The 23,583-nt window shown below is 70.6% G+C and carries 24 protein-coding genes; 9 read left to right on the top strand and 15 right to left on the bottom strand.

The window, feature by feature from the left end; all coding sequences use genetic code 11:
* Positions 1–14: 14 nt before the first annotated feature.
* The 10 genes from BLU77_RS03950 to BLU77_RS03910 all read right to left on the bottom strand — a co-directional run bounded on the left by BLU77_RS03950 (position 15) and on the right by BLU77_RS03910 (position 9,499).
* Entirely contained in the window at positions 15–899 is an 885-nt protein-coding gene (locus BLU77_RS03950; protein WP_089771786.1) for an SDR family NAD(P)-dependent oxidoreductase, read from the bottom strand.
* Positions 896–2,020, bottom strand: coding sequence for a PIN domain-containing protein (locus BLU77_RS03945; protein WP_089771785.1), 1,125 nt, complete (start codon positions 2,018–2,020; stop codon positions 896–898). Before BLU77_RS03945 ends, BLU77_RS03950 begins: the two co-directional genes overlap by 4 nt.
* A 29-nt stretch (positions 2,021–2,049) precedes the next feature.
* Positions 2,050–2,415 carry a VOC family protein gene (locus tag BLU77_RS03940; protein ID WP_217632354.1) on the bottom strand — a complete coding sequence of 122 codons (366 nt, stop codon included), beginning with the start codon at positions 2,413–2,415 and terminating at the stop codon, positions 2,050–2,052.
* On the bottom strand, positions 2,412–3,245 hold the full coding sequence (locus tag BLU77_RS03935; protein ID WP_089771784.1) for an HpcH/HpaI aldolase/citrate lyase family protein: 834 nt from the start codon (positions 3,243–3,245) through the stop codon (positions 2,412–2,414). The genes BLU77_RS03940 and BLU77_RS03935 overlap by 4 nt, the downstream gene beginning before the upstream one ends.
* The gene (locus tag BLU77_RS03930) at positions 3,245–3,790 is read right to left on the bottom strand and encodes a MaoC family dehydratase (RefSeq protein ID WP_089771783.1); all 546 of its coding nucleotides are present in this window, start codon (positions 3,788–3,790) and stop codon (positions 3,245–3,247) included. Before BLU77_RS03930 ends, BLU77_RS03935 begins: the two co-directional genes overlap by 1 nt.
* 25 nt (positions 3,791–3,815) lie before the next feature.
* The gene (locus tag BLU77_RS03925) at positions 3,816–5,000 is read right to left on the bottom strand and encodes an acyl-CoA dehydrogenase family protein (protein WP_089771782.1); all 1,185 of its coding nucleotides are present in this window, start codon (positions 4,998–5,000) and stop codon (positions 3,816–3,818) included.
* A 16-nt stretch (positions 5,001–5,016) separates the two neighbouring features.
* Positions 5,017–5,853, bottom strand: coding sequence for a biotin/lipoyl-containing protein (locus tag BLU77_RS22515; protein ID WP_245708655.1), 837 nt, complete (start codon positions 5,851–5,853; stop codon positions 5,017–5,019).
* Complete coding sequence (locus BLU77_RS22510) at positions 5,826–7,067, bottom strand: acetyl-CoA carboxylase biotin carboxylase subunit (protein WP_245708654.1); 1,242 nt, start codon at positions 7,065–7,067, stop codon at positions 5,826–5,828. The genes BLU77_RS22515 and BLU77_RS22510 overlap by 28 nt, the downstream gene beginning before the upstream one ends.
* Before the next feature lie 5 nt (positions 7,068–7,072).
* Positions 7,073–8,680, bottom strand: coding sequence for a carboxyl transferase domain-containing protein (locus BLU77_RS03915; protein ID WP_089771781.1), 1,608 nt, complete (start codon positions 8,678–8,680; stop codon positions 7,073–7,075).
* A 132-nt stretch (positions 8,681–8,812) separates the two neighbouring features.
* Positions 8,813–9,499, bottom strand: a complete 687-nt coding sequence (locus BLU77_RS03910) for a GNAT family N-acetyltransferase (protein WP_089771780.1) — start codon at positions 9,497–9,499, stop codon at positions 8,813–8,815.
* 161 nt (positions 9,500–9,660) lie between these two features.
* On the opposite strand from BLU77_RS03910, the gene BLU77_RS03905 reads away from it, so the two are divergent.
* Entirely contained in the window at positions 9,661–10,434 is a 774-nt protein-coding gene (locus BLU77_RS03905; RefSeq protein WP_175476931.1) for a glycerophosphodiester phosphodiesterase, read from the top strand.
* Positions 10,435–10,444: 10 nt separating this feature from the next.
* Here the strand turns inward: BLU77_RS03905 and BLU77_RS03900 are convergent, their stop codons facing one another.
* Both BLU77_RS03900 and BLU77_RS03895 read right to left on the bottom strand, forming a co-directional pair.
* On the bottom strand, positions 10,445–11,200 hold the full coding sequence (locus tag BLU77_RS03900) for an SDR family oxidoreductase (RefSeq protein ID WP_089771778.1): 756 nt from the start codon (positions 11,198–11,200) through the stop codon (positions 10,445–10,447).
* 29 nt (positions 11,201–11,229) lie between these two features.
* A complete protein-coding gene (locus BLU77_RS03895) occupies positions 11,230–11,958 on the bottom strand; it encodes a hypothetical protein (RefSeq protein ID WP_089771777.1) in 729 nt (242 codons plus the stop codon).
* A gap of 153 nt (positions 11,959–12,111) precedes the next feature.
* Here BLU77_RS03895 and BLU77_RS03890 point away from each other — a divergent pair, with 153 nt between their 5' ends.
* From BLU77_RS03890 to BLU77_RS03865, 6 genes are all read left to right on the top strand, one after another.
* On the top strand, positions 12,112–12,621 hold the full coding sequence (locus tag BLU77_RS03890) for an RNA polymerase sigma factor (RefSeq protein WP_089771776.1): 510 nt from the start codon (positions 12,112–12,114) through the stop codon (positions 12,619–12,621).
* Positions 12,614–13,429: a hypothetical protein gene (locus BLU77_RS03885; protein WP_089771775.1), complete on the top strand. Its 816-nt coding sequence runs from the start codon at positions 12,614–12,616 to the stop codon at positions 13,427–13,429. Before BLU77_RS03890 ends, BLU77_RS03885 begins: the two co-directional genes overlap by 8 nt.
* A gap of 129 nt (positions 13,430–13,558) precedes the next feature.
* The gene (locus tag BLU77_RS03880; RefSeq protein WP_342741442.1) at positions 13,559–14,572 is read left to right on the top strand and encodes a putative F420-0 ABC transporter substrate-binding protein; all 1,014 of its coding nucleotides are present in this window, start codon (positions 13,559–13,561) and stop codon (positions 14,570–14,572) included.
* Positions 14,569–15,702: a putative F420-0 ABC transporter permease subunit gene (locus BLU77_RS03875; RefSeq protein WP_425441204.1), complete on the top strand. Its 1,134-nt coding sequence runs from the start codon at positions 14,569–14,571 to the stop codon at positions 15,700–15,702. Before BLU77_RS03880 ends, BLU77_RS03875 begins: the two co-directional genes overlap by 4 nt.
* Positions 15,699–16,496 (top strand): ABC transporter ATP-binding protein, encoded by a 798-nt coding sequence (locus BLU77_RS03870; RefSeq protein WP_089771774.1) that lies wholly within the window; start codon positions 15,699–15,701, stop codon positions 16,494–16,496. The genes BLU77_RS03875 and BLU77_RS03870 overlap by 4 nt, the downstream gene beginning before the upstream one ends.
* 139 nt (positions 16,497–16,635) lie before the next feature.
* A complete protein-coding gene (locus tag BLU77_RS03865; RefSeq protein ID WP_089771773.1) occupies positions 16,636–17,895 on the top strand; it encodes a phospholipase D-like domain-containing protein in 1,260 nt (419 codons plus the stop codon).
* Between the two features lie 2 nt (positions 17,896–17,897).
* Here the strand turns inward: BLU77_RS03865 and BLU77_RS03860 are convergent, their stop codons facing one another.
* Complete coding sequence (locus BLU77_RS03860; protein ID WP_139177582.1) at positions 17,898–18,689, bottom strand: hypothetical protein; 792 nt, start codon at positions 18,687–18,689, stop codon at positions 17,898–17,900.
* A 99-nt stretch (positions 18,690–18,788) separates the two neighbouring features.
* Here BLU77_RS03860 and BLU77_RS03855 point away from each other — a divergent pair, with 99 nt between their 5' ends.
* Together BLU77_RS03855 and BLU77_RS03850 are read left to right on the top strand one after the other, a co-directional pair.
* Positions 18,789–19,430, top strand: coding sequence for a TetR/AcrR family transcriptional regulator (locus tag BLU77_RS03855; protein ID WP_089771771.1), 642 nt, complete (start codon positions 18,789–18,791; stop codon positions 19,428–19,430).
* 61 nt (positions 19,431–19,491) lie between these two features.
* Positions 19,492–21,816: an MMPL family transporter gene (locus BLU77_RS03850; RefSeq protein WP_089771770.1), complete on the top strand. Its 2,325-nt coding sequence runs from the start codon at positions 19,492–19,494 to the stop codon at positions 21,814–21,816.
* 22 nt (positions 21,817–21,838) lie between these two features.
* Here BLU77_RS03850 and cofE read toward each other — a convergent pair whose 3' ends face one another.
* Positions 21,839–22,573, bottom strand: coding sequence for a coenzyme F420-0:L-glutamate ligase (gene cofE, locus BLU77_RS03845; protein ID WP_089771769.1), 735 nt, complete (start codon positions 22,571–22,573; stop codon positions 21,839–21,841).
* Positions 22,573–23,568: a TIGR03557 family F420-dependent LLM class oxidoreductase gene (locus tag BLU77_RS03840; protein ID WP_089771768.1), complete on the bottom strand. Its 996-nt coding sequence runs from the start codon at positions 23,566–23,568 to the stop codon at positions 22,573–22,575. Before BLU77_RS03840 ends, cofE begins: the two co-directional genes overlap by 1 nt.
* Positions 23,569–23,583: the final 15 nt, after the last annotated feature.

The raw sequence follows: 23,583 nt of genomic DNA, 5'->3' as shown, positions 1-23,583 counted from the left end.
CGGACCCTAGCCGGTCACCACCGGTCGCGGAGCACTGCCGAGCCGAGCAGGCGGTCCGATGCCGCCGGCACCAGGCCGCTGAGCAGCCCGCCGAGCCGGGACCACCACGGTGAGATCAGTCGCGGCCGGTCGACGATCGCCCGGCACACCAGGGCGGCGGCGCCGTCGGCGGTCAGGCCGGGTGCGTGCGCATGGGCAGCGGTCGGTGCGCTCATCGCCGTGTGTACCAGCGGGAGGTGGATGGAGGTGGTCGCGACGCCGTCGGCGCCCAGCTCCGGAGCGAGCGCCCGCAGCCACGCCTCGAAGGCGGACTTGCTGCCCGCGTAGGCCGAGTACCCAGGGCTGGGGACGTCCACACTGGCCGAGGCGACCGAGACAAGGTGCCCGGAACCGGCCGCCGTCATCTCCCGGAGGAGCGGGAGGAGCAACGCGATCGGGCCGAGCGCGTTCACCCCCATCAGGCGGTGCACGTCGTGGAATCTGTCGGAGTACTCCGCGAACCGGCGCCGGATGCTGTGCCCGGCGTTGGAGATCACGACGGCGGGGGTGCCCTGGTCGGCAAGGATCCGGTCGGCTGTACTGCTGGCGGCGGCGGTGTCGCGCAGGTCGAGCCGATAGGCGGTGGCCGTTCCGCCATGTGCACGCACCCGCTCGGCCACGGTGTCCACGTCCTCACCCCGGGCAAGCAGCACGACGTGGGCACCCACGGCACCGAGCCGGATCGCGACCCGCTCGCCCACGCCCCGCGAGGCACCGGTGATGACCACGACGCGCCCGTCGACAACTGCCCGAACCTCCGCAGGGCCCGGACCGAACCCCGCCATGCCGAGCAGTGCGCGCAGGCCCACCGGCCACTCGGGCGGTACCACCGCACGGTCGTCACGCACGGGGCCGCTCATGCGCTCAGCAGGTAGTCCTCAGCGTCCTCGTCCCAGCGCAGGTCCACGGCACCGGCGGAGGCATCCTTGCAGAACTGCAGGAAGTTGCGGTACCCGAGCGCCTTCTCGCTGAAGTCGGGGCGCCGTTTCCGGAGCCGGTTCTTCAAGCTGGACAGGGCCACCGGGCCGTCGGCCTCCGTGACGACGGCACGCAGCAGCGCGAACGCGTCCTCCCGTTCACCGTGCGCGGGCACGGACACCTCAGGATCCCCGGCCGCCGGGCCGCTGGCCAGCTCCACCGACCCTCGCTCGGCGAGGTGACGCAGCACATCGCCGAAGGTGCGGAACCCGTGGTCGGACTCGCTGAATGTCGGGTCCTTGCGGAGCAGAGTGCGCTTGAGCACCGAGGCCGTGACGCTGCCGCCGGTGGAGGACTGCAGCCCGGCCAGGGTCTGAGCCACGAGCACCTCGAGCGAACCGGCGTCGTCGGCCGGGACTGGCTCGTCCTCGCCTGCTGCCTCGGGTGGGCTCGGTGGCGGTTCCGCCGCGACGGCCGGCGGTGGGACGGGAGCCTGCCGGCTCGGCTCGCCGGAACTCTTCGTGCCACCCTGAGCTCCGCGACGGCCGCGACCACGCCGCTCGGTGGGTTCGCCGTCCTCCGGCACCTCGACACCCTCGAGGCGGTCATAGAACAGGAACTCGTCGCAGGCGGCCGGGAGCAGCCGGGAGGTGGACTTCTCCACACCCACACCGATCACCCGCTTGTTGAGCTCGCGCAACTTGTGCACCAGCGGGGAGAAGTCGCTGTCCCCGGTGCACATCACGAAGGTGGAGATGTAGTCACGTTCGAAGGCCATCTCGATCGCGTCGACGACCATCTTGATGTCCGCGGCGTTCTTGCGCGAAGCCCCCATCCGCTGCGGCATCTCGATCAGTTCCACCTGATGGCGGGTCAGCGAGCGCCGGTCCTCGTCGAAGTAGGACCAGTCCGCGTAGGCACGACGCACCACGACGCGGCCGCGGATCGCGAGCGCATCGGCGATCGGCCCGAAGTCGAACGCCATCCCACCCAGGTGCTCGCGCGCACCGAGAGCGAGGTTCTCGTAGTCGAGGAAGACGGCCAGTCGTTCTTCGGATTCCATGCCCTCACCTTAGGTGCGCGACGATGCTGTCAGGTCCACAGACAGAACGGGTGACCGTGCGGATCGAGGCAGACCCGCACGTCGTCCTGCGGTTGCCAGTCGGCGAGCCTCGCACCGCTGGCCAGGGCGTGCTCGAGGCCACCGGTGAGGTCGTCCACCTGGATCTCCAGGTGGATCATCATCTCCTGCTCACCCGGCGTCGAGGGCCAGACCGGAGGCGTGTAGACGTGCTCGAGTTGGATGGACAGGTGCACTCCGCCGTCGGGGTTGCGCAGATACACATCGGTCTCCTCGGCGCGGGCAATCTCCCACCCCAACAACCGGGCGTAGAACTCGCCCAACTCGCGGGGGTGGGGCGAGGACAGATTCACTGTGGTCAATCGCAACCGGGTCACATGGGCTCCTTTCCGGCGCGGCGCAGCACGGCGCGCGCCTGGGCGAGCAGGGGTTCGTCGATCATCTGGCGCCCGAGCCGGTGCACACCCCCGCCGTCGGGGGCGGCCGCGAGCACCTCCTCGGCCCACCGCACCCGGGCCGCGTCCGGCCGGTAGGCCTCCCGCACCACCGGCACCTGGTCCGGGTGCAGGCAGGCGGTGGCGGCGAACCCGGAGGCCGCCGCGTCCTCCGCCTCGGCGCGCAGGCCCACGTGGTCGTCGAGGTCGAGGTGTACGGCGTCGATCGCGGCCTTGCCGTAGGCACCGGCGGCCAGCAGGATCCGCGAGCGAGCATGCCGGGTGACGGGGCGGTAGGGCGCCGCGACGCCGGAGGTGGAGACGGAGAAGCGGCTGGAGGTGCCGCCGAGGGAGGCCATCAGGTCTTCGGCGCCCCACATCAGGGCCACCACCGCATCCATGGCAGCCAGCTCGGGTGCGGCGAGTACCCCGCGTGCCGTCTCACAGAGCACCACCACCTCCAGATCGTGCAGAGCGTCAAGGTCGCCGGGGCCGGACGCCTTGGCGAGCATCACCCGGGTGTAGCCGGCCCGACGTACGGCGGCCACGTCTTGCTCATGATCGGCGGTGCCGGCCGGGTTCACCCGCACCAGGGTGCGATCCGGGTCCAGCGGGTGGGCGGCGATGGACTCCCGGGCTGCGTCCCGCTCAGCGGCGGCGACGGCGTCCTCGAGGTCGAGGATCACTCCGTCGGCCCGTCCCGCTGCCTTGTGGTACCGATCGGCACGGTTGGCCGGGCAGAACAGCAGGGCGGGCCCTGGGATCGCGGTCATCAGGTGTCCTCTCGCGAGTCGTCGTGGGCGTGCCGCTCGTGACCAGCCCGGGTCCACATCAGGGCCGAGCGCACGGCCACGGCCACGACGGTGCCGTCCTGGTTCCGGCCGGTGTGCTCCAGCCGGGCGATCCCCTGCCCGGGCCGGCTCGCCGACGGCCGGGTGCTCAGCACCACGGTCTCGGCATAGAGGGTGTCGCCGTGGAACATGGGGGCGGGGAAGTGCACCTCCTCGAACCCCAGGTTCGCCACCGTGGTGCCCTGGGTAAGGTGCCCGACGGACAGACCCACCAGCGTCGCGAGGGTGAACATGGAGTTCACCAGCGGTCGGCCGAACGGTTGGGTGGCGCACCAGGCGGCATCCAGGTGCAGCGCCTGCGGGTTCATCGTGGCGGTGGTGAACAGGACGTCGTCGGCCTCGGTGATGGTGCGGCCAGGTGCGTGCCGGTATCGCACGTCCAGCTCGAGCTCGTCCAGGTAACGGCCCCGTTGCACCTCCTCGCGCAACGGCGGCGACCCCTTCTGCTCGGGCTGAGACGGCCCCATCGTGGCTCCTCGTTCCTCTCGGCGGTCAGGTCCGGCGCATCCCGGTCTCGGTGAGGCCTAGCTCCCGCGCGATCACCCCGAGCTGAACCTCTGTGGTGCCTTCACCGACCTCGAGCACCTTCGCGTCCCGGTAGTGCCGGGCCACGAGGTTCTCGTTGAGGAAACCGTAGCCGCCGAAGATCTGGGACGCGTCGTGAGCGTTCGCCACCGCGGACTCCGCGCCGACCAGCTTGGCCAGCGAGGCCGCCATCTTGAACCTCTCCCCCACCTCCATCAGGCGTGCCGCCTCCACCCAGGCCAGACGCGCCGTGTGCACCCGCGCCTGCATCCGCGCCACCATGAACGCCACGTGCTGGTTCGAGCCCAGGGTGCGCCCGAAGACCTCGCGTTCCTGGCTGTGCCGCAACGCTTCCTCCAGGCAGCCCTGGGCGGCTCCGGTGCACAGCGCCGCGAAGGCGATCCGGCCCTCGTCCAGGCAGGTGACGGCGTTGGCGTAGCCACGGCCCCGCTCGCCGAGCAGGTTCGCCTCGGGGATGAGTACGTCGGTGAAGGTGAGCGGGTGGGTGTCCGAGGTGTGCCAGCCGACCTTGTCGTAGGCGGGGCCGACCTCCAGGCCCGGAGTGGGCACGGGGACCAGGAATGCCGAGAGCTCCGGGGCACGGGTGCCGTCCTCCCGGGTGCGTTCCCCGGTCACCGCGGTGACCGTGATCAGGGTGGTGATCGCCGTCCCGGAGTTGGTGATGAACTGCTTGGTGCCATTGATCACCCAGTGCCCGTCGATCAGGTCGGCGGTGGTGCGGGTGCCACTGGCATCGGACCCAGCGTCGGCCTCGGTGAGCCCGAAGGCGGCAAGCGCCTCGCCGCGGGCCAGGCTGGGCAGCCAGGTGCGCTTCTGCTCCTCAGTGCCGAACCGGAGCACCGGCACCGCCCCGAGCCCGATCCCGGCCTCGAGGGTCACCGCGAGGCTCTGGTCCACCCGGGCGATCTGCTCCACGGCGAGGCAGAAGGCAGTGTAGTCCGGGCCGCTGCCGCCGTACTCGGGCGGAAGCGCGAGACCGAACAGGCCCATCGCGCCCATCTCGGCGATGATCGCCTGCGGCAGCTCACGCCGCGTGTCGTACTCGTAGGCCGCGGGCCGCACGACCGTGTCGGCGAAGGTGCGGACCTTCTCGGCCAGAGCGAGGTGCTCGGGCGTGAATCCGTAGGGCATGAGCGTGACTCCTTCGTCAGATCTTGTGGATCACTGCGCTCGGCTCGGCGGTGTCTTGTGGACTCTCCGGGCCGCTGACCACGCCGAGCACCTGGTCGGTCCGGACCAGGTCACCGACGGCGACGTCAAGGCTGATAGTACCGGCGCTGGCTGCGCGGATCTGGTGCTCCATCTTCATCGCCTCGACGGTGACCACCAGGTCCCCGGGCTCCACCGGTGCGCCTGGATGGACGTGCACGGCGACGACGGTGCCGGGCATCGGTGTGCGCAGCTCGGGCCCGCTCACTGCCCCAGGTCCCGAGGCAGCAGGTGCGTCCCGGGGCCGGGTGAGGACCGTCGTCCGGCCATTCAGACGCACCCAGGTCCCGTCGGTGCCCTCCCACACCCACACCCGCCGCACCACGCCGTCGAGCCGGAGCTGGTGGCTGCAACTATCGACGGCGCTCTGGCTGATGGTGCCGAATCTGGCATCACTGTGCTCAGGACCGTCGATAGTCGCGGCTCCCTCCACCCGAGCCGCGGTGGGAGGTCCGGTGACCAGCACTCGGTGCACCTGGTCACCCGAGGAGTAGGTGTACTCCACGGGCTCCGCCCGGCCCAACCGCCACCCGGACGGCTGGTGCCACAAGTCGTCGGTCCAGGCCTGTGCATGCCGGGTGAGTGCGGCCGCGATCAGCGCCCCGGGGAGCCTCTGCTCACTGTCCCCCTGCTCACCGCTCGCACCGCCGATTCGGTCCAGCAGCGTCGTGTCGGCCGTCCCCGCGAGCACCTCGGGCGCGGCCAGCACCGCCCGCAGGTAGTCGACATTGGTGTGCAGCCCCAGGATCACGGTCTCCGCCAGAGCCCGGTCCAACTGCGCCAGGGCCTCCCCCGCGTGGCACCGTGGGCAATCACCTTGGCCAGCATCGGGTCGTAGTCCGTGCCGACGGCGGTCCCCGGCTCCAGTGCGTGGTCCACCCGGGCCCCGTCCGGCCACTGCACCACCTGGGCGGTCCCGGCCGCCGGCAGGAAACCCGCCTCGGGGCGCTCGGCGTAGACCCGCGCCTCCATCGCCCACCCGCTCGCCGGTGCCTGCCCCAGCGCAGGGTCCAGCCGCTCCCCGGCGGCGACCCGGAGCTGCCACTCCACCAGGTCCACCCCGGTGACGGCCTCGGTGACGGGGTGTTCCACCTGCAGCCGGGTGTTCATCTCCATGAAGGCGAAGTGACCGGGTCGCTGGGCCGGCACCAGGAACTCCACAGTGCCGGCACCCCGGTAGTCCACGCTCCGGGCCACCTCCTCGGCGGCCGCGCAGATCCGCTCGCGCGTCGCCTCGTCGAGCAGCGGCGAGGGTGCCTCCTCGATCACCTTCTGGTGGCGTCGCTGCAGCGAGCACTCCCGCTCCCCCAGCGTGATCACGCTGCCGTGGTGGTCGGCGAGCACCTGCACCTCGATGTGCCGCGGCGCGTCCACGAACCGTTCCAGCAGCAGCCGGTCGTCGCCGAAGGCGGCCTGTGCGACGCGCCGGGCGGCCGCGAGCGCCTCGGGGAGCTCGGCCAGGTCGCGCACCACCTGCATCCCCTTCCCACCGCCCCCGGCGGAGGGTTTCACCAGCAGCGGCGCACCGATCTCGGCCGCAGCGTCGAGCAGCTCCCGGTCCGAGCCGGCTCCCGTCCCGTTCTCGGTAGCTCCCTCGATCACCGGCACCCCGGCCCCGGCCACCCGTTCCTTGGCGCGGATCTTGCTGCCCATCACGTCCAGGGCTTCCACTCCGGGGCCGATGAACATCAGCCCGGCGTCGGCGCAGGCGCGTGCCAGCTCGGTGCTCTCGCTGAGGAAGCCGTACCCGGGGTGCACCGCCTCCGCTCCGGTGCGCCGGGCCGCATCGATGATCGCGGGCACGTTCAGGTAGGACTCGCTCGCCCGGGCCGGGCCGATATGTACGGCGACGTCAGCAGCCCACACGTGCGGGGCGCCGTCGTCGGCATCGGAGTACACCGCGATCGAGGTGACCCCGAGGCGGCGCAGAGTGTGGGCGATCCGGACGGCGATCTCGCCCCGGTTGGCGATCAGCACGCGGGTGAACATGGCGCTCACATCCGGAACAGGCCGAAGCCCGGCTCGCCGAGTCGGGTGCGGGAGCATACGCCCAGGGCAAGGCCGAGCACGGTGCGGGTCTGCGCGGGGTCTATCACGCCGTCGTCCCAGAGCCGTGCGGTGGCGTAGTACGGGTTGCCCTGTCGCTCGTACTGCTCCCGGATCGGCGCCGCGAACGCCTCCCGATCCTCAGCGGCCCACTCCTCACCCCGTGCGGCCGCCTGATCTGCCCGGACGGTGGTGAGCACCGCCGCCGCCTGGGAGCCGCCCATCACCGAGATCCGCGCGCCGGGCCACATCCACAGGAACCGGGGCCCGTACGCCCGACCGCACATGGAGTAGTTCCCGGCGCCGAAGGATCCGCCGGTCACCACGGTGAGCTTGGGCACCCGGGTGGTGGCCACTGCGGTGACCATCTTCGCCCCGTGCTTGGCGATCCCACCTGCCTCGGCGTCCCGGCCGACCATGAAGCCGGAGATGTTCTGCAGGAACAGCAGCGGGATGCCGCGCTGGTCGCACAGCTCGATGAAGTGGGCGCCCTTCAGGGCGGACTCGCTGAGCAGCACGCCGTCGTTGGCGAGGATGCCGACCGGGTGCCCGTGGATCCGGGCGATCCCGGTGACCAGGGTGGTGCCGTAGCCGGCCTTGAACTCGTGCAGCTCGGAGGCGTCGATGATCCGGGCGATGACCTCCCGCGGGTCGGCCGGGGCGGCCACGTCGGCCGGGACCGCGCCGTACAGCGTGGTCTCGTCGACCGCCGGCGCGCGTGCCTCGGTCACCTCCCACACCGGTGGGGGCGCCGGCGGAAGGGTGCCCACGATGTCCCGCAGGATGCCCAATGCGTGCTCGTCGCTGTCCGCGAGATGGTCCACCACCCCGGAGGTGCGTGCGTGCAGGTCGCCGCCGCCGAGCTCCTCCGCGCTGACCTCCTCCCCGATCGCGGCCTTCACCAGCGGCGGGCCGCCGAGGAAGATGGTGCCCTGGCCACGCACGATGACCGTCTCGTCGCTCATCGCCGGCACGTAGGCGCCACCGGCGGTGCAGGAGCCGAGCACCGCGGCCAGCTGGGGGATCCCGGCCGCGGACATCCGGGCCTGGTTGGCGAAGATGCGCCCGAAGTGCTGCTCGTCCGGGAACACCTCGTCCTGCATCGGCAGGTAGGCGCCGCCGGAGTCCACCAGGTACAGGCACGGGAGGTGGTTCTCGAGCGCGATCTGCTGCGCGCGCAGGTGCTTCTTCACCGTCAGCGGGTAGTAGGTGCCGCCCTTGACAGTGGCGTCGTTGGCGATCACCAGCACGTGCCGGCCGCGCACCATCCCGATCCCGGCGATCACTCCCGCACCGGGGCACTCGCCGTCGTAGAGGTCCCAGGCGGCGAGCGGGGCGATCTCCAGGAACGGGCTGCCCGGATCGAGCAGCGCAGTGATCCGGTCCCGGGGCAACAGCTTGCCCCGGTCGATGTGCCGCTGCCGGGATTGCTCCGGGCCCCCACGTGCCACCGTGGCGAGGCGGTCGGTCAGCTCGGCCGCGAGAGCACGCTGCGCCGACTCGTTGGTGGTGAACTCGTCGCTCGCCGGGTCCGCGGCGGTGGTCAGAATCGTCATCGACTCTCCTTGGGTGGTGCGGGGATCGCCCGCACGCTCAGGATGCCACGACCGCCCCCGCTCCACCGCGTGCGAGCGCAACCTGGTGCGGCATTTCCGGCGGGAAACGCCGCACCAGGTTGCGCTCGGCGGTCAGGGGAGGTGCAGGAACTCCCTGACGGCGTCCAGTCCCTGGTAGGTCACCTCGCCCGGGTGCACCTTGGGGTGGGCGACCCGGTGCGCCTCCCAGTCGGCTCGCTCGAGCCGGTAGGCACGGTGCTCGACGGCGGTCCCTTCCCGGGCCTCACGGATGAGGCCGTTCTCGCGGTACCCGAGCTTGCGGGAGACGGCGTTGGAGGCTGGGTTGTCCACCCACGCCTCGGTCCGGGCGACCTGCGCGCCAAACCCGTCGAAGGCCAGGTGCAGCACCAGCGCCCGCATCCGGGTACCGATGCCCTGCCCTTGGTGCTCCCGGCCGACCCAGGATCCGGTGCCGACCACCCGAGTGGTGGGCACATCCTTCCCGCCGACCGCCTGGATCCCCACCGGGCGTCCCTGATGCAGCACAGCCAGTTCCAGACCCCAGGCGTCCGGGCTCATCGATGCCCGCGTCTGCCACTGGTAGCGCAGTACGCTGCGAGCGATCTCCTCGGGAGTCCCTCGGGTCCAGGGCACCACGAACGGCATCGCCTCCGGGGCATGCACACCGCGGGAGGCCAGCTCGGCCAGGTCAACCAGCAACTCGTCGTCGAGGTAGCGCAGCTCCAGGTCCCCGGCCCGCACGGTCAGACCGGCGGGCGGCCAGAGCGCCGTCAGAGCAGGTGTGCAGGCGGGGTCCATCCGCCGACAGTAGCGACATCACAGCGTTCGGTCACCGGGATTTCAGCTCCGCCCCGCGCCGGCCATGATTGTTCGTGCCACGTTCACCTGACCGGCACCCGGTCGACCTAGCGTGGTGGCACGGACCACTTTCGCCGCCACCGACCTGGAGGGGACCCAGCGTGCAGATCTACGCCCATCGCGGAGCCAGTGCCGAACAACCGGAGAACACCCTGGCGGCCTTCGACCGCGCCATCGAGCTCGGGGTGGACGGCATCGAGCTGGACGTGCACCTGAGCGCCGACGGTGTCCCCGTGGTGATCCACGACGACACCCTGGACCGGACCACCTCCGGCACGGGCGCGGTCAACGCTCACACCGAGGCGGAGTTGGCTCGCACTGATGCCGGCTCGGGCGAACACGTCCCTACCCTCGCCGAGGTGCTTGACCTGGTGGGTGCGGACGCTCAGGTGAACGTCGAGATCAAGGACCCAGCCGCCGTCGATGCGGTAGCCCGGGTGACGGCGCAGCATCCGCAGGTGCGCTGGTTCGCCTCGGGAGGTCATTGGGAAGCGCTCGCCCATCTGACCGAGCTGGTGCCAGGGCTGGTGGCCTACCCGCTCAGCCTGGGCCACGCCGGCAACGAGGCGGTACTGCTGGAACAGGTGCGGTCCGCCCGCCCCGAAGCCGAGACGGCGGTGCGCGCGATGCTGGACCGGATCGGGCCCCTCGAGGAGGCGATCGCCTTCGCGACGCAGCACGGAGCCGGTGGCGTCTCCGTGTGGGAACGTCACCTCACCGCCGACGACATCGACGCCATCCAGGCCAGCGGTCTGGCGGCCTGGGTATGGACCGTCAACTCCCGCGAGCGCACCCGCGAGCTGAGGGACCGCGGCATCGATGCCCTCTGCACGGACGACCCGGCGATGGCGCTGGACGTGGTGGCCGGCCGCTGACCGCAGGCCGCTACAGTCCGACGTGCCGCGCCACCTGCGTGTTGGACGACTGCGCCACCGGCCGAATCAGCATCGAGTCGATGTTCACGTGCCGGGGGCGGGTGAGCGTCCACGTGATCGCGTCGGCGATGTCGTCGGCGGTGAGCGGGTTCTGCACCCCGTCGTAGACCGCGTCCGCCGCACCGGCATCGCCGAGCCGATTCAGCGAGAACTCCTCGGTGCGCACCATCCCGGGGGCGATCTCGATCACCCGGATCGGTTCGCCGCCCAGCTCGAGGCGCAACGTGTTCGCGATGACCCGCTCGGCGTGCTTGGCCGCGACATAGCCGCCACCGCCAGGGTAGGTGTCGTGCGCGGCGGTCGAGGTGAGCACCAGCACGTCCCCGCCTCCGCCGGCCCGCAGCGCAGGCAGCAGCGCCTGCGTCACCCGCAGGGTGGAGAGCACGTTGATCCGGTACATCTCCTCCCAGTCATCGATGTCCCCACGTTCGACCGGGTCCGCCCCGCGAGCGCCGCCAGCGTTGTTCACCAGCGCGGTCAGGCCGCCCCCAGCTCGCACATGCTCGGCGAGGCGAGCGACGTCGTCGGGCTCAGTGAGATCGGCGGCCACCGTGTCGCACCCGGTTTCCTCGGCAAGCGCCCGCAGGCGCTCTTCCCGGCGCGCCGTGGCCACGACGGCGTACCCTCGCCCCCGCAGTGCCCGCACCGTGGCGGCACCGATTCCGGTGGATGCGCCGGTCACCACGGCGCGCGGCTGCATGCTCATGCACTCATCGTGTCACGAGTGCGGGAGTGTCAGAGAGTGTCGCAGACCGTGCCCCAGTTGGTGTGCCCCCAGCTGAGCTTGCGCCAGAACGAGGCGGAGTAGTTCCCGTACCCGGCATAGGCGGAGACACTGTGTGTCTCACCGTAGGAGTAGGTGTAGTGCGACCCGGTGGCGAGGGTGCTACCGGTCCCGCAGCCGGAGGAGCTGGACCGCTTGTAGATCCGGATGAACCCGTTCGGGCTCGAGGACCCGTAGTAGGTGAACGAGGACGTGACGTAACTGCCGGAGCGGCTCAGGCAGATCCTGCCGGGACCGGACGTGCTCGCACAGGCGGAGGCAGCGGTGGACAAGCTGGAGTCGGTACGACTCTGCGGGGCGTCCTGCTGAGACAACGTGGCGGGCGCGGTGCAGTCCTCGGTCCGTTCCACGATCGGCACGGTAAGCCCGTCCGGTGCCCCTTCGCTCTCTGGCACAGTGGTGTGCCTGATGTCGATCGAGACGAGCTCACACCCCCGGGCAGCCGAGTCTGCTGCCCAGTCCGTGGTGTTCGCCTCGATCTCGAGCGCCTCGGCCCAGGCTTCCCACTCCGCAACCGTGGAGGAGTCTGTCGGCGCCTCGTCCCCGGGCGCATCACCCGACACGGGCACATCGGCTCGAGCAGGTGAGGTGCTCCCGACATGGAACGCCACCGCAGCAAGCGCCACGCTGAGCGAGGCGGCGAGGATGGCCCGGGATCTGATTTGTGCGAAGCGATACATGAACTGGCCTTGCGTCGAGGGCTGGGGGAACGCACGAAGCCACGCCGGACTGAGGGTCGCCTCACTGCGTGATCTGATCGTGACACAAAAGTCGTGTGTAATCACCCCCTGGGTGCCGGACATGTCTAGGTGTAAGGGACGGGGAGGAGGTGGATGAAGGCCGGCCCGGAGGGGCGGTTCGAGACTCTCTACTGGGAGAATCACCGTGAGTTGCTGGCCTTCATCCGCCGCCGCACAGAGGCGGAGGCCGAGGACATTGTGGCCGAGACGTTCGTGGTGGCATGGCGTCGGATTGACGATGTGCCCGTGGACGCGCGCCCGTGGCTGTTCGGGGTGGCGCGCAACGTGCTGCGCAACCACCTGCGAGCCCAGAACCGCCAGCTCTTGCTCAAGGTCCGGATCGACCAGCAACCCGAGGAACCACAGACCGACCTGGCCACGTCGATCGCGAACCGTCAGGACTTGGCCGATGCGTGGAACCGACTCACCCCCGCCGAGCAGGAGGTCATCTCGCTCGTGGCGTGGGAGGAACTCAGCAACGACCAGGCAGCCACCGTGCTGGGCACCACGAAGTCGGCCTTCGCTGTCCGGTTGTTCCGGGCTCGGCGGCGGCTGCTGCACCTACTGAACCGCACCACACAGAAGGGGGGACACCATGGCTGACGACTCCACGCTGCTGCGTGCCGTGCGTTCGCTGAAGCCGGACGTTCCCCCTGTCGACGAAGCAGAGTCCCGGGCGCTCCTGAACCAGGTGAATGCCCGGATCGCCGCGAGCGCCGCCACGGCGGACGAGGTCGCCGAGCTCACCCCGAGGCAGCCCCCGGTCGCCGCGCGCCGAATGCTGGCCGGTGCGGCCGCCGCGGCTCTGCTGGCCGTCGGCGTCGTCACCTTGACCGACGACGGCGGAGCGCCCGCGTACGCGGACTGGTCGCCGGTGCCGACCGAACTGCGGCCCGCCGAGATGGACGAGATCACCAGTATCTGTCCGGACCAGTTCTTCGGTGCGCCGGAGGACCAGGACGCGCCAGAGGTCACGCCCGTGCTCGCCGAGCGACGCGGCGAGCACCAGATACTCCTCTCAGCCTCCGAGGCTGGTGCCTATCAGTACTGCGTGCTGCTTCCGGACCCGGGGTCCGACCTGGGATATCGCCCGCACATCGAGAGTTTCGACCCTGGCACGAGCGCCCCGCCCCAACCCTCGGACAGCACCGGTGTCTACTCGGCGTTCACGGGTGAGCCGTGGGCTCCCTCGCCCGACCACGGTGCGATGACGGTCTTCCTCGGCACGGTGGGTGAGGACGTCGACGCGGTCGAACTCCACACCGAGAACGGCAGCTTTGCCGAAGCCAGTGTGATGGAGGGCTGGTTCCTCGTGTGGTTCCCGGACGCCGTGCAACTCAGCGACACGGCCACCGTGACCACGGACGACGGTGATGAGGTCGAGGTGACGATCGAAGGACCGGGCAGCTGACCGCCGTCGGGCGTTCGATACACTGCACACACGGACACCCCGGGGCCGATCTGCCCCGCGGTCGACCGGCCGGATCTGGCCGGAGGGTCCCGCGCGCCACCTCCACCTCAGTTGAACCTGGAGTTCCTCGTGCCGCTGCCCCGCCGCGCCGCCCTGGCGTGCGCCATCCCGCTCGCCCTTGCCCTCACGGCCTGTGCCGGCGAGGCGTCGCCCGCGCCTGAGGAAGATGGCTCTGCCGAAGCCTCTCCCGATTCCGCCGGCTATCCCGTCACCGTGGACAACTGCGGCACCGAGGTCACCGTCACCGAGGCGCCCGAGCGGATCGTCACCATCAAGTCCACCTCCACCGAGATGGTCCTCGCCCTCGGCCTCGGGGACCGTCTGGTGGGGACCGCGTTCTCCGACGGCCCGGTGCCGGAGGATCTCGCCGATGCCGCCACGGACCTGCCGGTGCTCGCCGAACGGGCACCGTCGGAGGAGGTGGTGCTGGAGACCGAGCCGGACTTCGTGTTCGCGGGGTGGGAGTCGAACTTCTCCGCCGACGACGCCGGGGAGCGAGGCGATCTGCAGGAGCTGGGCATCGCCACCTACGTCTCCCCCGCCGCCTGCCAGGGCGAGGGGTACCAGCCGAACCCGCTCACCTTCGACCACGTCTTCGACTCGATCACCGAAGCGGGTGCGCTGCTCGGCGCACCGGACGAGGCAGCCGAGCTGGTACAGAGCCAGCAGGCCGAGCTCGCCGAGGTCGATGCATCCGAGGCGGGCCTGAGCGCCCTGTGGTACTCCTCCGGGTCCGACACCCCGTTCGTGGGCGCCGGGATCGGCGCCCCGCAGCTGCTGATGGAGACCGTCGGGCTGACCAACATCATGGGCGAGACCGCCGAGACGTGGGCGTCGGTCTCCTGGGAGGCCGTCGCCGAGCAGAACCCGGACGTGATCGTGCTGGTGGACTCCGCCTGGAACACCGCCGAGCACAAGATCGAGGTGCTCGAATCCACCCCGACCACCGCCGTGCTGCCCGCCGTGCAGGAGAGCCGCTACCTGATCGTGCCGTTCCCCGCCAGCGAAGCGGGCGTACGCAGCGTGCCGGCCGTCGCCGACCTCGCCACCCAGCTGGCCGAGCTGGAGGCATCGGTGTCGTGACCACCTCCGCCGTGCGGCGCAGTCAGCCCGCCCCCAGCCGTTCGTCGACTCCCGACGGCGGCCCCTCGCCCGCGCCAGGTGACCCGCCTCGGCGCGGGGTGCTCGGGACGTGGCTGGCAACGGGCGCGCTGGTGCTGGTCGGCTCGATGCTGGTGGCCTTGACGATCGGCCCGGCTGCCATCACTCCGGCGGAGGTGCTCGGCAGCGCCTGGCATCACGTCCTCACCTGGCTCGCCGACCGTGGCGTGCCGGTCGCCGTGCCGGAGAACCCGCTCACGGTGATCCGGGACGCGATCGTCTGGCAGGGCCGCGCACCCCGGCTGCTCACCGCCGCGTCCGTGGGGGCAGGCCTGGCACTGTGCGGGGCCGTGATGCAGGCGATCACCCGGAACCCGCTCGCCGACCCCTACCTGCTGGGCGTCTCCTCCGGGGCCGCCCTCGGCGCCGTCGCGGTGCTGCTGCTCGGGGTGGCCGTCGCACTGCCGCTGGCCGCCTTCGCCGGCGCCCTCCTCGCCCTGGGTGCCACGCTCTCCCTGGCGGGGATCGGGGGCCGGCTCACCCCGGGGCGGACCATCCTCGCCGGGATCGCCGTGGCGCAGGCATGCGCAGCGGGAGTCTCCTTCGTGATCTTCTCCACCGCCCAGGGTGACTCCTACCGGGAGATCATCACCTGGCTGATGGGATCCCTGGCCTCGGCCACCTGGACGTCGGTGGCCATCGCAGGGTCCGCCGTCGTGGCTATCGGCGTGGTGCTGCTGGCGTACGGGCGCAGCCTGGACGCCTTCGCGTTCGGGGACACGGCTGCCGCCTCCCTCGGCGTGCACGTGCCACGCACCCGCTGGCTGCTGCTGACCCTGACGGCGTTGCTCACCGGCGCGCTGGTGAGCGTGAGCGGGTCGATCGGGTTCGTGGGTCTGGTGCTGCCGCACGTGGTGCGCCTGCTCGTGGGCGCCCGCCACGTGCGGTTGCTGCCTCTGGCAGCACTGGGCGGTGCTGTCTTCCTGGTGTGGGCCGATACCGGTGCGCGGTCGTTCTTCGACCCCTCCGAGGTACCGGTGGGAATCCTCACCGCGGCGATCGGGGCGCCCGTGTTCGCCTGGTTGCTGCTGCGGAACCGGAGCACCTCATGAGTACGCGGACGGCGGACGTGACGGTCGCGGACCTGTGGGCCGAAGGCCTCGGCTACCAGGTGGACTCGGCGCAGCTGCTCCGCGATGTCGGGCTGAGCCTGCGGGCGGGTGAGGTGACCGGGGTGCTCGGCCCGAACGGCTCGGGCAAGTCCACCCTGCTGCGGCTCGTCATCGGTGCCCTGCCGCCCAGTGCCGGGCAGCTGCGGCTGGACGGGCGGGACGCGCGCGCGATGAGCCGCCGGCGGCGCGCCCGCACCCTGGCGTTGGTGGAGCAAGAGGCGCACACCGAGGTCGCACTCACCGCTCGCGAGGTGGTGCTGCTCGGGCGCATCCCGCATCGGTCGGCGTTCGGGGGCGACTCCCCTGACGATCTGGAGCTGGCGCAGACGTGCCTGGACCGGGCCGGTGCCACGCACCTGGCCGATCGGGACTTCGGCACACTCTCCGGCGGGGAGCGGCAGCGGGTCCAGCTGGCCCGCGCGCTGGCGCAGCAGCCGCGTCTGCTGCTGCTGGACGAACCGACGAACCACCTCGACGTCGCCGCCCAGCTCGCCATGCTCGCCTTGGTCCGGGAGGTGGCCGGGCACGGGACGGGCGTCCTGATGGCCCTGCACGATCTCGCCCACGCGGAGCAGGTGTGCGACCAGGTCCTGGTGCTCGCACACGGGGAGGTGGCCGCGGCCGGACCGCCGCGGGAGGTGCTCACGCCCGAGCTGATCGCCGCCGTGTACGGAGTGCGGGCGGAGTGGGTCGAGGCCAGCACCGGCCGAGCCCTCATCCTCACCCCCCTCTGACGCGAGTGCGGAACTTCTCGCTCAATTCGCGAGATATACCCGCAATTGCGGACACTCGGTGTCCATCGAGTACCCGCACGGCCGGTGGCGCGGCGCCGGACCCTGACCTCACGTGGCAGGAGGCAGGTACGGTGACGTCATGTCAAGGGTGGGTGAGCTGATCCGCCGCGGCCGCCGTGCGCTGGCATGGTGGCTCGCGATCGCGGCGGCGGTGCACGGAGCGGCGATCGCGATCGTGGTGACGGTCGACCGGGTTCGCAAGCGGCGCGACCCTCCCGGTGGGGAGTTTCCCCGCACTGCGCCGCGCACGTTGGCAGTCGCCGGATCGGAGGTGACGGTCTACACCTTCGGCCAGCACGTCTACGACGCGATGCTCGCCTCTATCCGGGCGGCCGAGCGGGTGATCTACTTCGAGACCTTCATCTGGAAGTCGGATGAGATCGGCCAGGCATTCAAGGACGAACTGATCGCCGCGGCTGAGCGCGGGGTCGAGGTCTATCTCGTGGTCGACTCGTGGGGAAACCTGGTGGTGGACCCGCGGTTCAAGCAGATGCCCGAGCTGCCCACGCTGCACGTGCTGTGGTTCCCCTTCTTCCGACCGGGTCTGCTCACCATGAACGTGCGCAAGACCGGCCGTGACCACCGCAAGCTACTCATCGTGGACAGCGCCGTCGGGTATGTGGGCGGATACAACATCGGTTCCCTGTACGCCACGCAATGGCGGGACACCCACGCACGCCTCGCCGGTCCGTCGGTGTGGGAGCTCGAGGACTCGTTCGTGGACTTCTGGAACGAGAACCGAAAGAAGAAGCGCCACCCCCGGCTCCAGGATCGCGGAGCGGGCGAATGGGAGGCGCGCATCCGCGGTGCGGAGAACGCACCGAGCCGGATGCTGTTCCCGATCCGGGCGCTCTACCTGCAGGCGATGGACCGTGCCCAGCACCACATCTACATCACGCAGGCGTACTTCATCCCGGACCGGGAGATCCTCGGCGCCCTGATCAACGCAGCCGAGCGCGGGGTCACGGTGCGGGTGCTCGTGCCCAAGGTCTCCAACCATGTGATCGCCGACTGGGCGGCCCGCACCTACTACACCCAGCTCCTCGAAGCCGGGGTGGAGCTGTGGCTGTTCCGCGGCGCCATGGTGCACGCCAAGACGATGACGGTGGACGGGCGGTGGTCCACGATCGGAACGGCGAACATCGACCGGATGTCGATGACCGGGAACTTCGAGGTGAACCTGGAGATCTTCGACGATGAGCTCGCCGAGCACATGGAGCAGGTGTTCGCCACCGATCTCACCAACGCCAGCCGGCTCACGTTGGCCCAATGGAACAAGCGCCGGCCGATCACTCGCGCCTTGGAACAGCTGATCAAACCGTTCGGCCCGCTGCTGTAGGTTCAGCGCCGCTGCTCGGGGTCCTTGGCCTTCTTGCGCACCCGGTTCGTCCACGCCGCCGCGAACCGGCCGGATGCGCCCTGCTTGCCCCGGCCGAGATAGGTGAACTCGTTCTTGTCGGGTCCGCCGGGAACCCGCTTCGGCAAGGAGGCAGAAGCGACGACCCAGCGCGGCAGGCTGAGCCGGCGCAGCACGGCCTTCAGCCGCTCGGACTCGCTGGTGCTCTCCCCCAGCTCTTCGGCCAGGATGTCGGCGAGGGTCTCGTCGGCCGACTCGGTGACCGGGCTGGTGATCGCCTCCGGGTCGTCCACCTCGTCGGTGGTCTCGCACAGGTCCAGCAGTGTCTCGGCCATGTCGTCGTGGTCCGGTTCCTCGAACCCGGTCATCATTGGCTCACCGAACTCGTCCAGGACGATCTCGGTCTCCTGCGAGCCGTCCTCTTCGGGCGGGTCGGAGTCGTAGCGCACCAGTTCCTCGGCGCCACGGCGGGCGAGCAGTCGTAGCCGTTGCTCGCGGTCCACCTCCACGGCCAGCACCACGGCGTCCAGTGCCGCAGCGCTCTCCTCGGTCACGGCGTCGATGGTGCGACGGTTCGAGGCCACGGAACCGCGGGGGTTGGCCGCCACAGCCACCACCCAGCGGTCCTCCTGGGGGCCGACCCAGCCGGTGAATCCGAGCCCGGCAAGGGCTTCGAGCACGCGCTCACGGGGCGCGGCGAGATACAGCCCGCTGTAGCTCTGCCGAACGGGCTCGCCGGCGTCCGAGGGACCTGCCACGGGAGGAATGATGCTCATCGCCCTATCTTCTCGCGAAGATCACGTGGCTCGCACCTGTGACTCATTGCACAAAGTGCAGAATTGCACTGAGTGCAAATCGCGTGTGAGAGTGGACCCATGATGCCGCCCGACACCGAAGGCCTCCGGGAGCGCAAGCGGGCCGAGACCCGAGCCCGGTTCGCCCGAACCGCCTTCGAACTCGCCAGCGAGCGAGGGCTCGACGGCTTCACCGTGGATGAGCTCGCCGAAGCCACCGATGTGGCGCGACGCACCTTCTTCAACCACTTCACCTCCAAGGAGGAGGCGGTCAGCCACGTGGTGGCGATGAAGGTGCACGAAACCCTCGCCAGCCTGGTCCGTCCGGGGGCCACGCCCGGGGCGCGTGAGCCCGTCGGACGCTCCGGCCTGCTCTCCACGATCGCGCAGATCACCCGCGCGCTGCTCGCCCCCGACGTGATCAGCCTGTTCCGCCGGTTCGGCGACCTCGCGGTCGCCCACCCGGCTCTGGTACCGCTGGCTCGCCAGGTCGAAGAGGACGCCCGCCAGCACGCCGCCGCGATGCTCGCCCGCCCGGAGTTCGGCGCGCTCGACCCGCTCTTGGCTCGCCTGGTCCCGGGCGTGGTGGTCTCCGCCGTCGCCGCCGTGATCCAGCGTGAGATCGCGGTGACCGAGATCGACGGACCGATCGAGGGTGCCCTGAGCACCGACGCGCTGGTCGAGCAGATCCTGACCTTCCTCACCCACGGGATCGCCGCCTGATGGTGCCGGTCCCCCACCCCTGACCACCCCACTGAGCCTCACCCGCTGAAAGGGATCACCTGTGTCCACCCTGCTCTACCGTCTGGGCCGCTTCGCCTACCGCGCGAAGTGGCGTGTGCTCGTCGCCTGGGTCGCCGTGCTCGCGGCTGTCGGGATCGCGCTCGCGCTCAACCCGCCGCAGACATCCACGGAGTTCCGGATCGACGGCACCCCCGCCCAGGGAGTGCTCGACCAACTCGCTGAGGAGATGCCGGACGCCTCCGGCGCCTCGGCGAGCATCGTGTTCACCGCCGAGGACGGCGCCCGCGTCGATGACCCCGAGGCCGCGGCCGCGATCGCCGATGCGGTCGCCCAGATCAACGACAACGAGATCGTCATCACCGACGACGTCGAGCAGGCCGACCCCAGCGAGATGTCGCAGGAGGAGGCTGCCGCCATGCAGGCGATGGCCGAGGCGTTCAGCCCGGCCGGTGACCTCGAACTGATCCCCCTCCTGGACGGCGAGACCCCCGTGCCGGGTGTGATCACCTCGGCCGACGGCAGCCTCGCGATGCTCACCGTCCAGCTCACCGATCAGGTGCTCGAGCTCCCCGAGGGCGCGACCGACGAGATCGTCGACGCTGCCGAGTCCGCCGAGAGCGCCGGGTTGACCGTGCTCCCCTCGGAGAGCCTGACGCAGTCGTTCGAGTCCCCGATCGGCAGCAACGAGATCGTCGGCCTGGTCGTGGCCGCGATCGTGCTCCTCATCACGCTTGGCTCGCTCGTGGTGGCCGGGTTGCCGCTGATCACGGCGCTCGTTGGCGTCGGTGTGGGCGTGGGCACCGCGTACGCCCTCTCCAGCATGATCGCGATGACGTCGGTCACGCCGGTCCTGGCACTGATGATCGGCCTAGCCGTCGGGATCGACTATGCGTTGTTCATCCTGAACCGCGCCCGCCGCCTGGTGCTGGACCAAGGGCTGAGCGCCTACGAGGCCACCGGTCGGGCCGTCGGTACAGCCGGGAGCGCGGTCTTCTTCGCCGGTCTCACCGTGATCGTCGCACTCACCGGCCTGTCCGTGGTGGGCGTGGAGTTCCTCACCATCATGGCCCTGATCGCCGCGGCCACCGTGGCGATCGCCGTCACCGTCGCACTCACCCTGCTGCCGGCGATCCTCGGCTTCGTCGGGGAGCGGCTGGTGCCCGCCAAGCAGCGCACTCGCGCCGGCGAGGCGGACACCGAGGAGCTGGAGCGTCCGAGCCTGGCCACCCGCTGGGCCGGCGCACTGGTGCGACGCAAGGCACTGGTGACGGCCGCCGTCGTGCTCGTGCTGGGCGTGATCGCGGTGCCCTTCGCGAGCATGCAGCTGAACCTCCCCTCGGCGGGTACCGCGAACGTGGACACCCCCGAGCGGCAGAGCTACGACGCGATCAGCGACGGGTTCGGGGAAGGCTTCAACGCCCCGCTGCTGGTGGTGGCCGAGTCCGATGGTCTCGATCCCGAGGCGATCGGCACACTCAAGGACGACCTGCTCGCCCTGGACAACGTGAGCGCCGTGATCCCGTCGGGGCAGTCCGAGAACGGCGAGCTGCTCACCCTCACGGTGGTTCCGGTCGACGGGCCGAACGCCGCGTCCACCTCCGCCCTGGTGGAGGATCTGCGCGAGCTGGACCTCACGGGAATCGACCTCGGCGTCACCGGCGTGACGGCGATCAACATCGACATGTCCGAGGTGCTCTCCGACGCCCTGATCCCCTACCTCGTGGTGATCGTGGTGCTCTCCCTGATCATCCTGCTACTGGTCTTCCGGTCAGTCTTCGTGCCACTGACGGCGACCCTCGGCTTCGTGCTGAGCATCGCCGCCACGCTCGGGGCCACCACGGCCGTGTTCCAGTGGGGCTGGGCGAAGGAGCTGTTCGGGTTCGACACCCCGGGCCCACTGCTCAGCTTCCTGCCGATCATCATCACCGGGATCCTGTACGGGCTCGCGATGGACTACCAGGTGTTCCTGGTCTCCTCGATGCGTGAGTCGCACGTGCACGGCCACCCGGGCGTCAAGGGCGTGGTGCACGGCTACCAGCTCGCCGCCCGCGTGGTGGTGGCCGCCGCGATCATCATGGTCTCGGTGTTCGCCGGGTTCATCTTCGCCCACGACGCGATGATCAAGCAGATCGGGTTCGCCCTGGCGATCGGGATCCTGTTCGACGCCTTCGTGGTGCGGATGACCCTCATCCCCGCGGTGATGGCGATCGCCGGGGAGAAGGCGTGGTGGCTGCCGCGCTGGCTGGAGCGGATCCTGCCGAACCTGGACGTGGAGGGCGACAAGCTAGTCCGCTCCCTCGCCGAGGCAGACGCCGCCGGGGAGTCGGCCGCGCCACGCAAGGGGCGGCACTCGATCGACGCCTGAGCGTGCGTTCCGCACCGGCAGCTCACCTGCCGGTGCGGAAGAGGTCCTCCTCGGGCGGGCGGATGGCCACGTGGGCGCCCTCGCCGTCCTCGACGGTGACCAGGTGGCCCAGGCCACGCACGACGGCGACCGGTCGCCCGCCCGTCTTGCCGCGCACCAGGTCCGCGGCCGCCGCGATCTCGTCGGCCACGGCGATCACCGTGGCGCGCAGCTCGCGCCCGTTGCCGTCGCGCTGGTTGCGCAGGTCCTGCAGGACGTCCAGTCCGGCGGCACCGATGGTGATGTCGGCGATCCCACGTCGCCAGGGCCGGCCCACCGAGTCGGTCACCAGCACCCCGGGCCGCACCCCGAGCCGGGCGTTCAGCCCACGACGCAGCACGCGTGCGGACTCGTCGGAGTCTTCGGGCAGCAGCAGCACGGTGCCGGGCAGCACGTTCGAGGCGTCCACCCCGGCGGCGGCCATCACCAGGCCCTGACGGTTCTCGACGATCTTCAGCGTGGACCCGTCCGGGTACTCCCGGGTGGCCACCACCCGCACGGTCTCGTCGTCGATCGCGGCATCCCGGTCGGCGGCCTTGCGCAACCGGCCCTCGGCCTTGGCCACCACCTTCGAGGCCACCACCACGATGTCACCCTCGGCCAGGCCCGTGGATCCGTCCGGCCAGACCAGACCGCCGAGCACCGGGGTGAGCGCTGCGGCGAGATCGGTCGAGGAGGTGACCTCGGGCAGGCCGTCGGGGGCTTGGGCGAGCAACATCAATGAACCACCTTGGGAAGAACGTCGGAGCCGAACACGCGCAGGAACTCGTCCTGGTTGCGACCCACATTGTGCAGGTAGATCCGGCTGGCACCCAGATCGACGTAGCGCTGGATCTCACGCAGGTGCTCGTCGGGGTCGGCCGAGACCACCATCGCACCGGCGAAATCGCCCGGGCGCACCAGCTTCGCGATCTGAGCCACCTCGAAGGGTGAGCGCAGGTCCGCCTTGGAGAACTTCATCGCCCCGTTCGGCCACTCGGTCACTGCGTTGCGCGCGGCCTCGGCGTCGGTGCGCGCCCAGCTCAGGTGCAGCCGGATCACCCTCGGCATGGCATCAGGATCCTTGCCGGCGTCCTTGGCACCGGCGGCGAACCGGCCGAACAGCTGGCCTACCTTCTCGTTCGTGCCGCCCATCGTGATCAGCCCGTCGGCGTTGCGTCCGGCGCGGCGCGCGGTGACTGGACCGGCGGTGGCGACCAGGATCTCCGGTGGCGTCTCGGGCATGGTCCACAGCCGCGTGGACTCCAGGCTGAAGTACTCCCCGGAGTGCTTGTGGTCCTTGCCCGCCAGGGAGCTGGTGAACAGCTTGGTGATGATCTCGATCGCCTCGAACATGCGGTTGATCCGCTCCGGCGCCTCCGGCCAGTAGCGGCCCACCACGTGCTCGTTGATCGCCTCCCCGGAGCCGATGCCGAGCCAGTGCCGGCCCGGGTACATCGCCGCCAGGGTGGCGCTCGCCTGCGCGAGCACCGCCGGGTGCCACCGGAACGTCGGCACGCTCACCCCGGGCCCGATGTCGCCCTGGGTGCGTTCGGCGACGGCGGTCAGCACGTTCCACACGAAGGCCGCCTGCCCCTGGGCAGGCACCCACGGTTGCATCACGTCCGTGGCCATCACGCCGGTGAAACCGTGGCGTTCCGCGGTCTGCGCGAGTTCGACGGCGTCCCGCGGGTGCAGCTGCTCGAGTGCAGCCGCGTAGCCGATCGTCACCATGGCGCCACCCTAGAC

It is taken from the genome of Ruania alba, from assembly GCF_900105765.1.
Lineage (GTDB): Bacteria > Actinomycetota > Actinomycetes > Actinomycetales > Beutenbergiaceae > Ruania > Ruania alba.
This window is presented reverse-complemented; position numbering and strand designations above follow the sequence as displayed.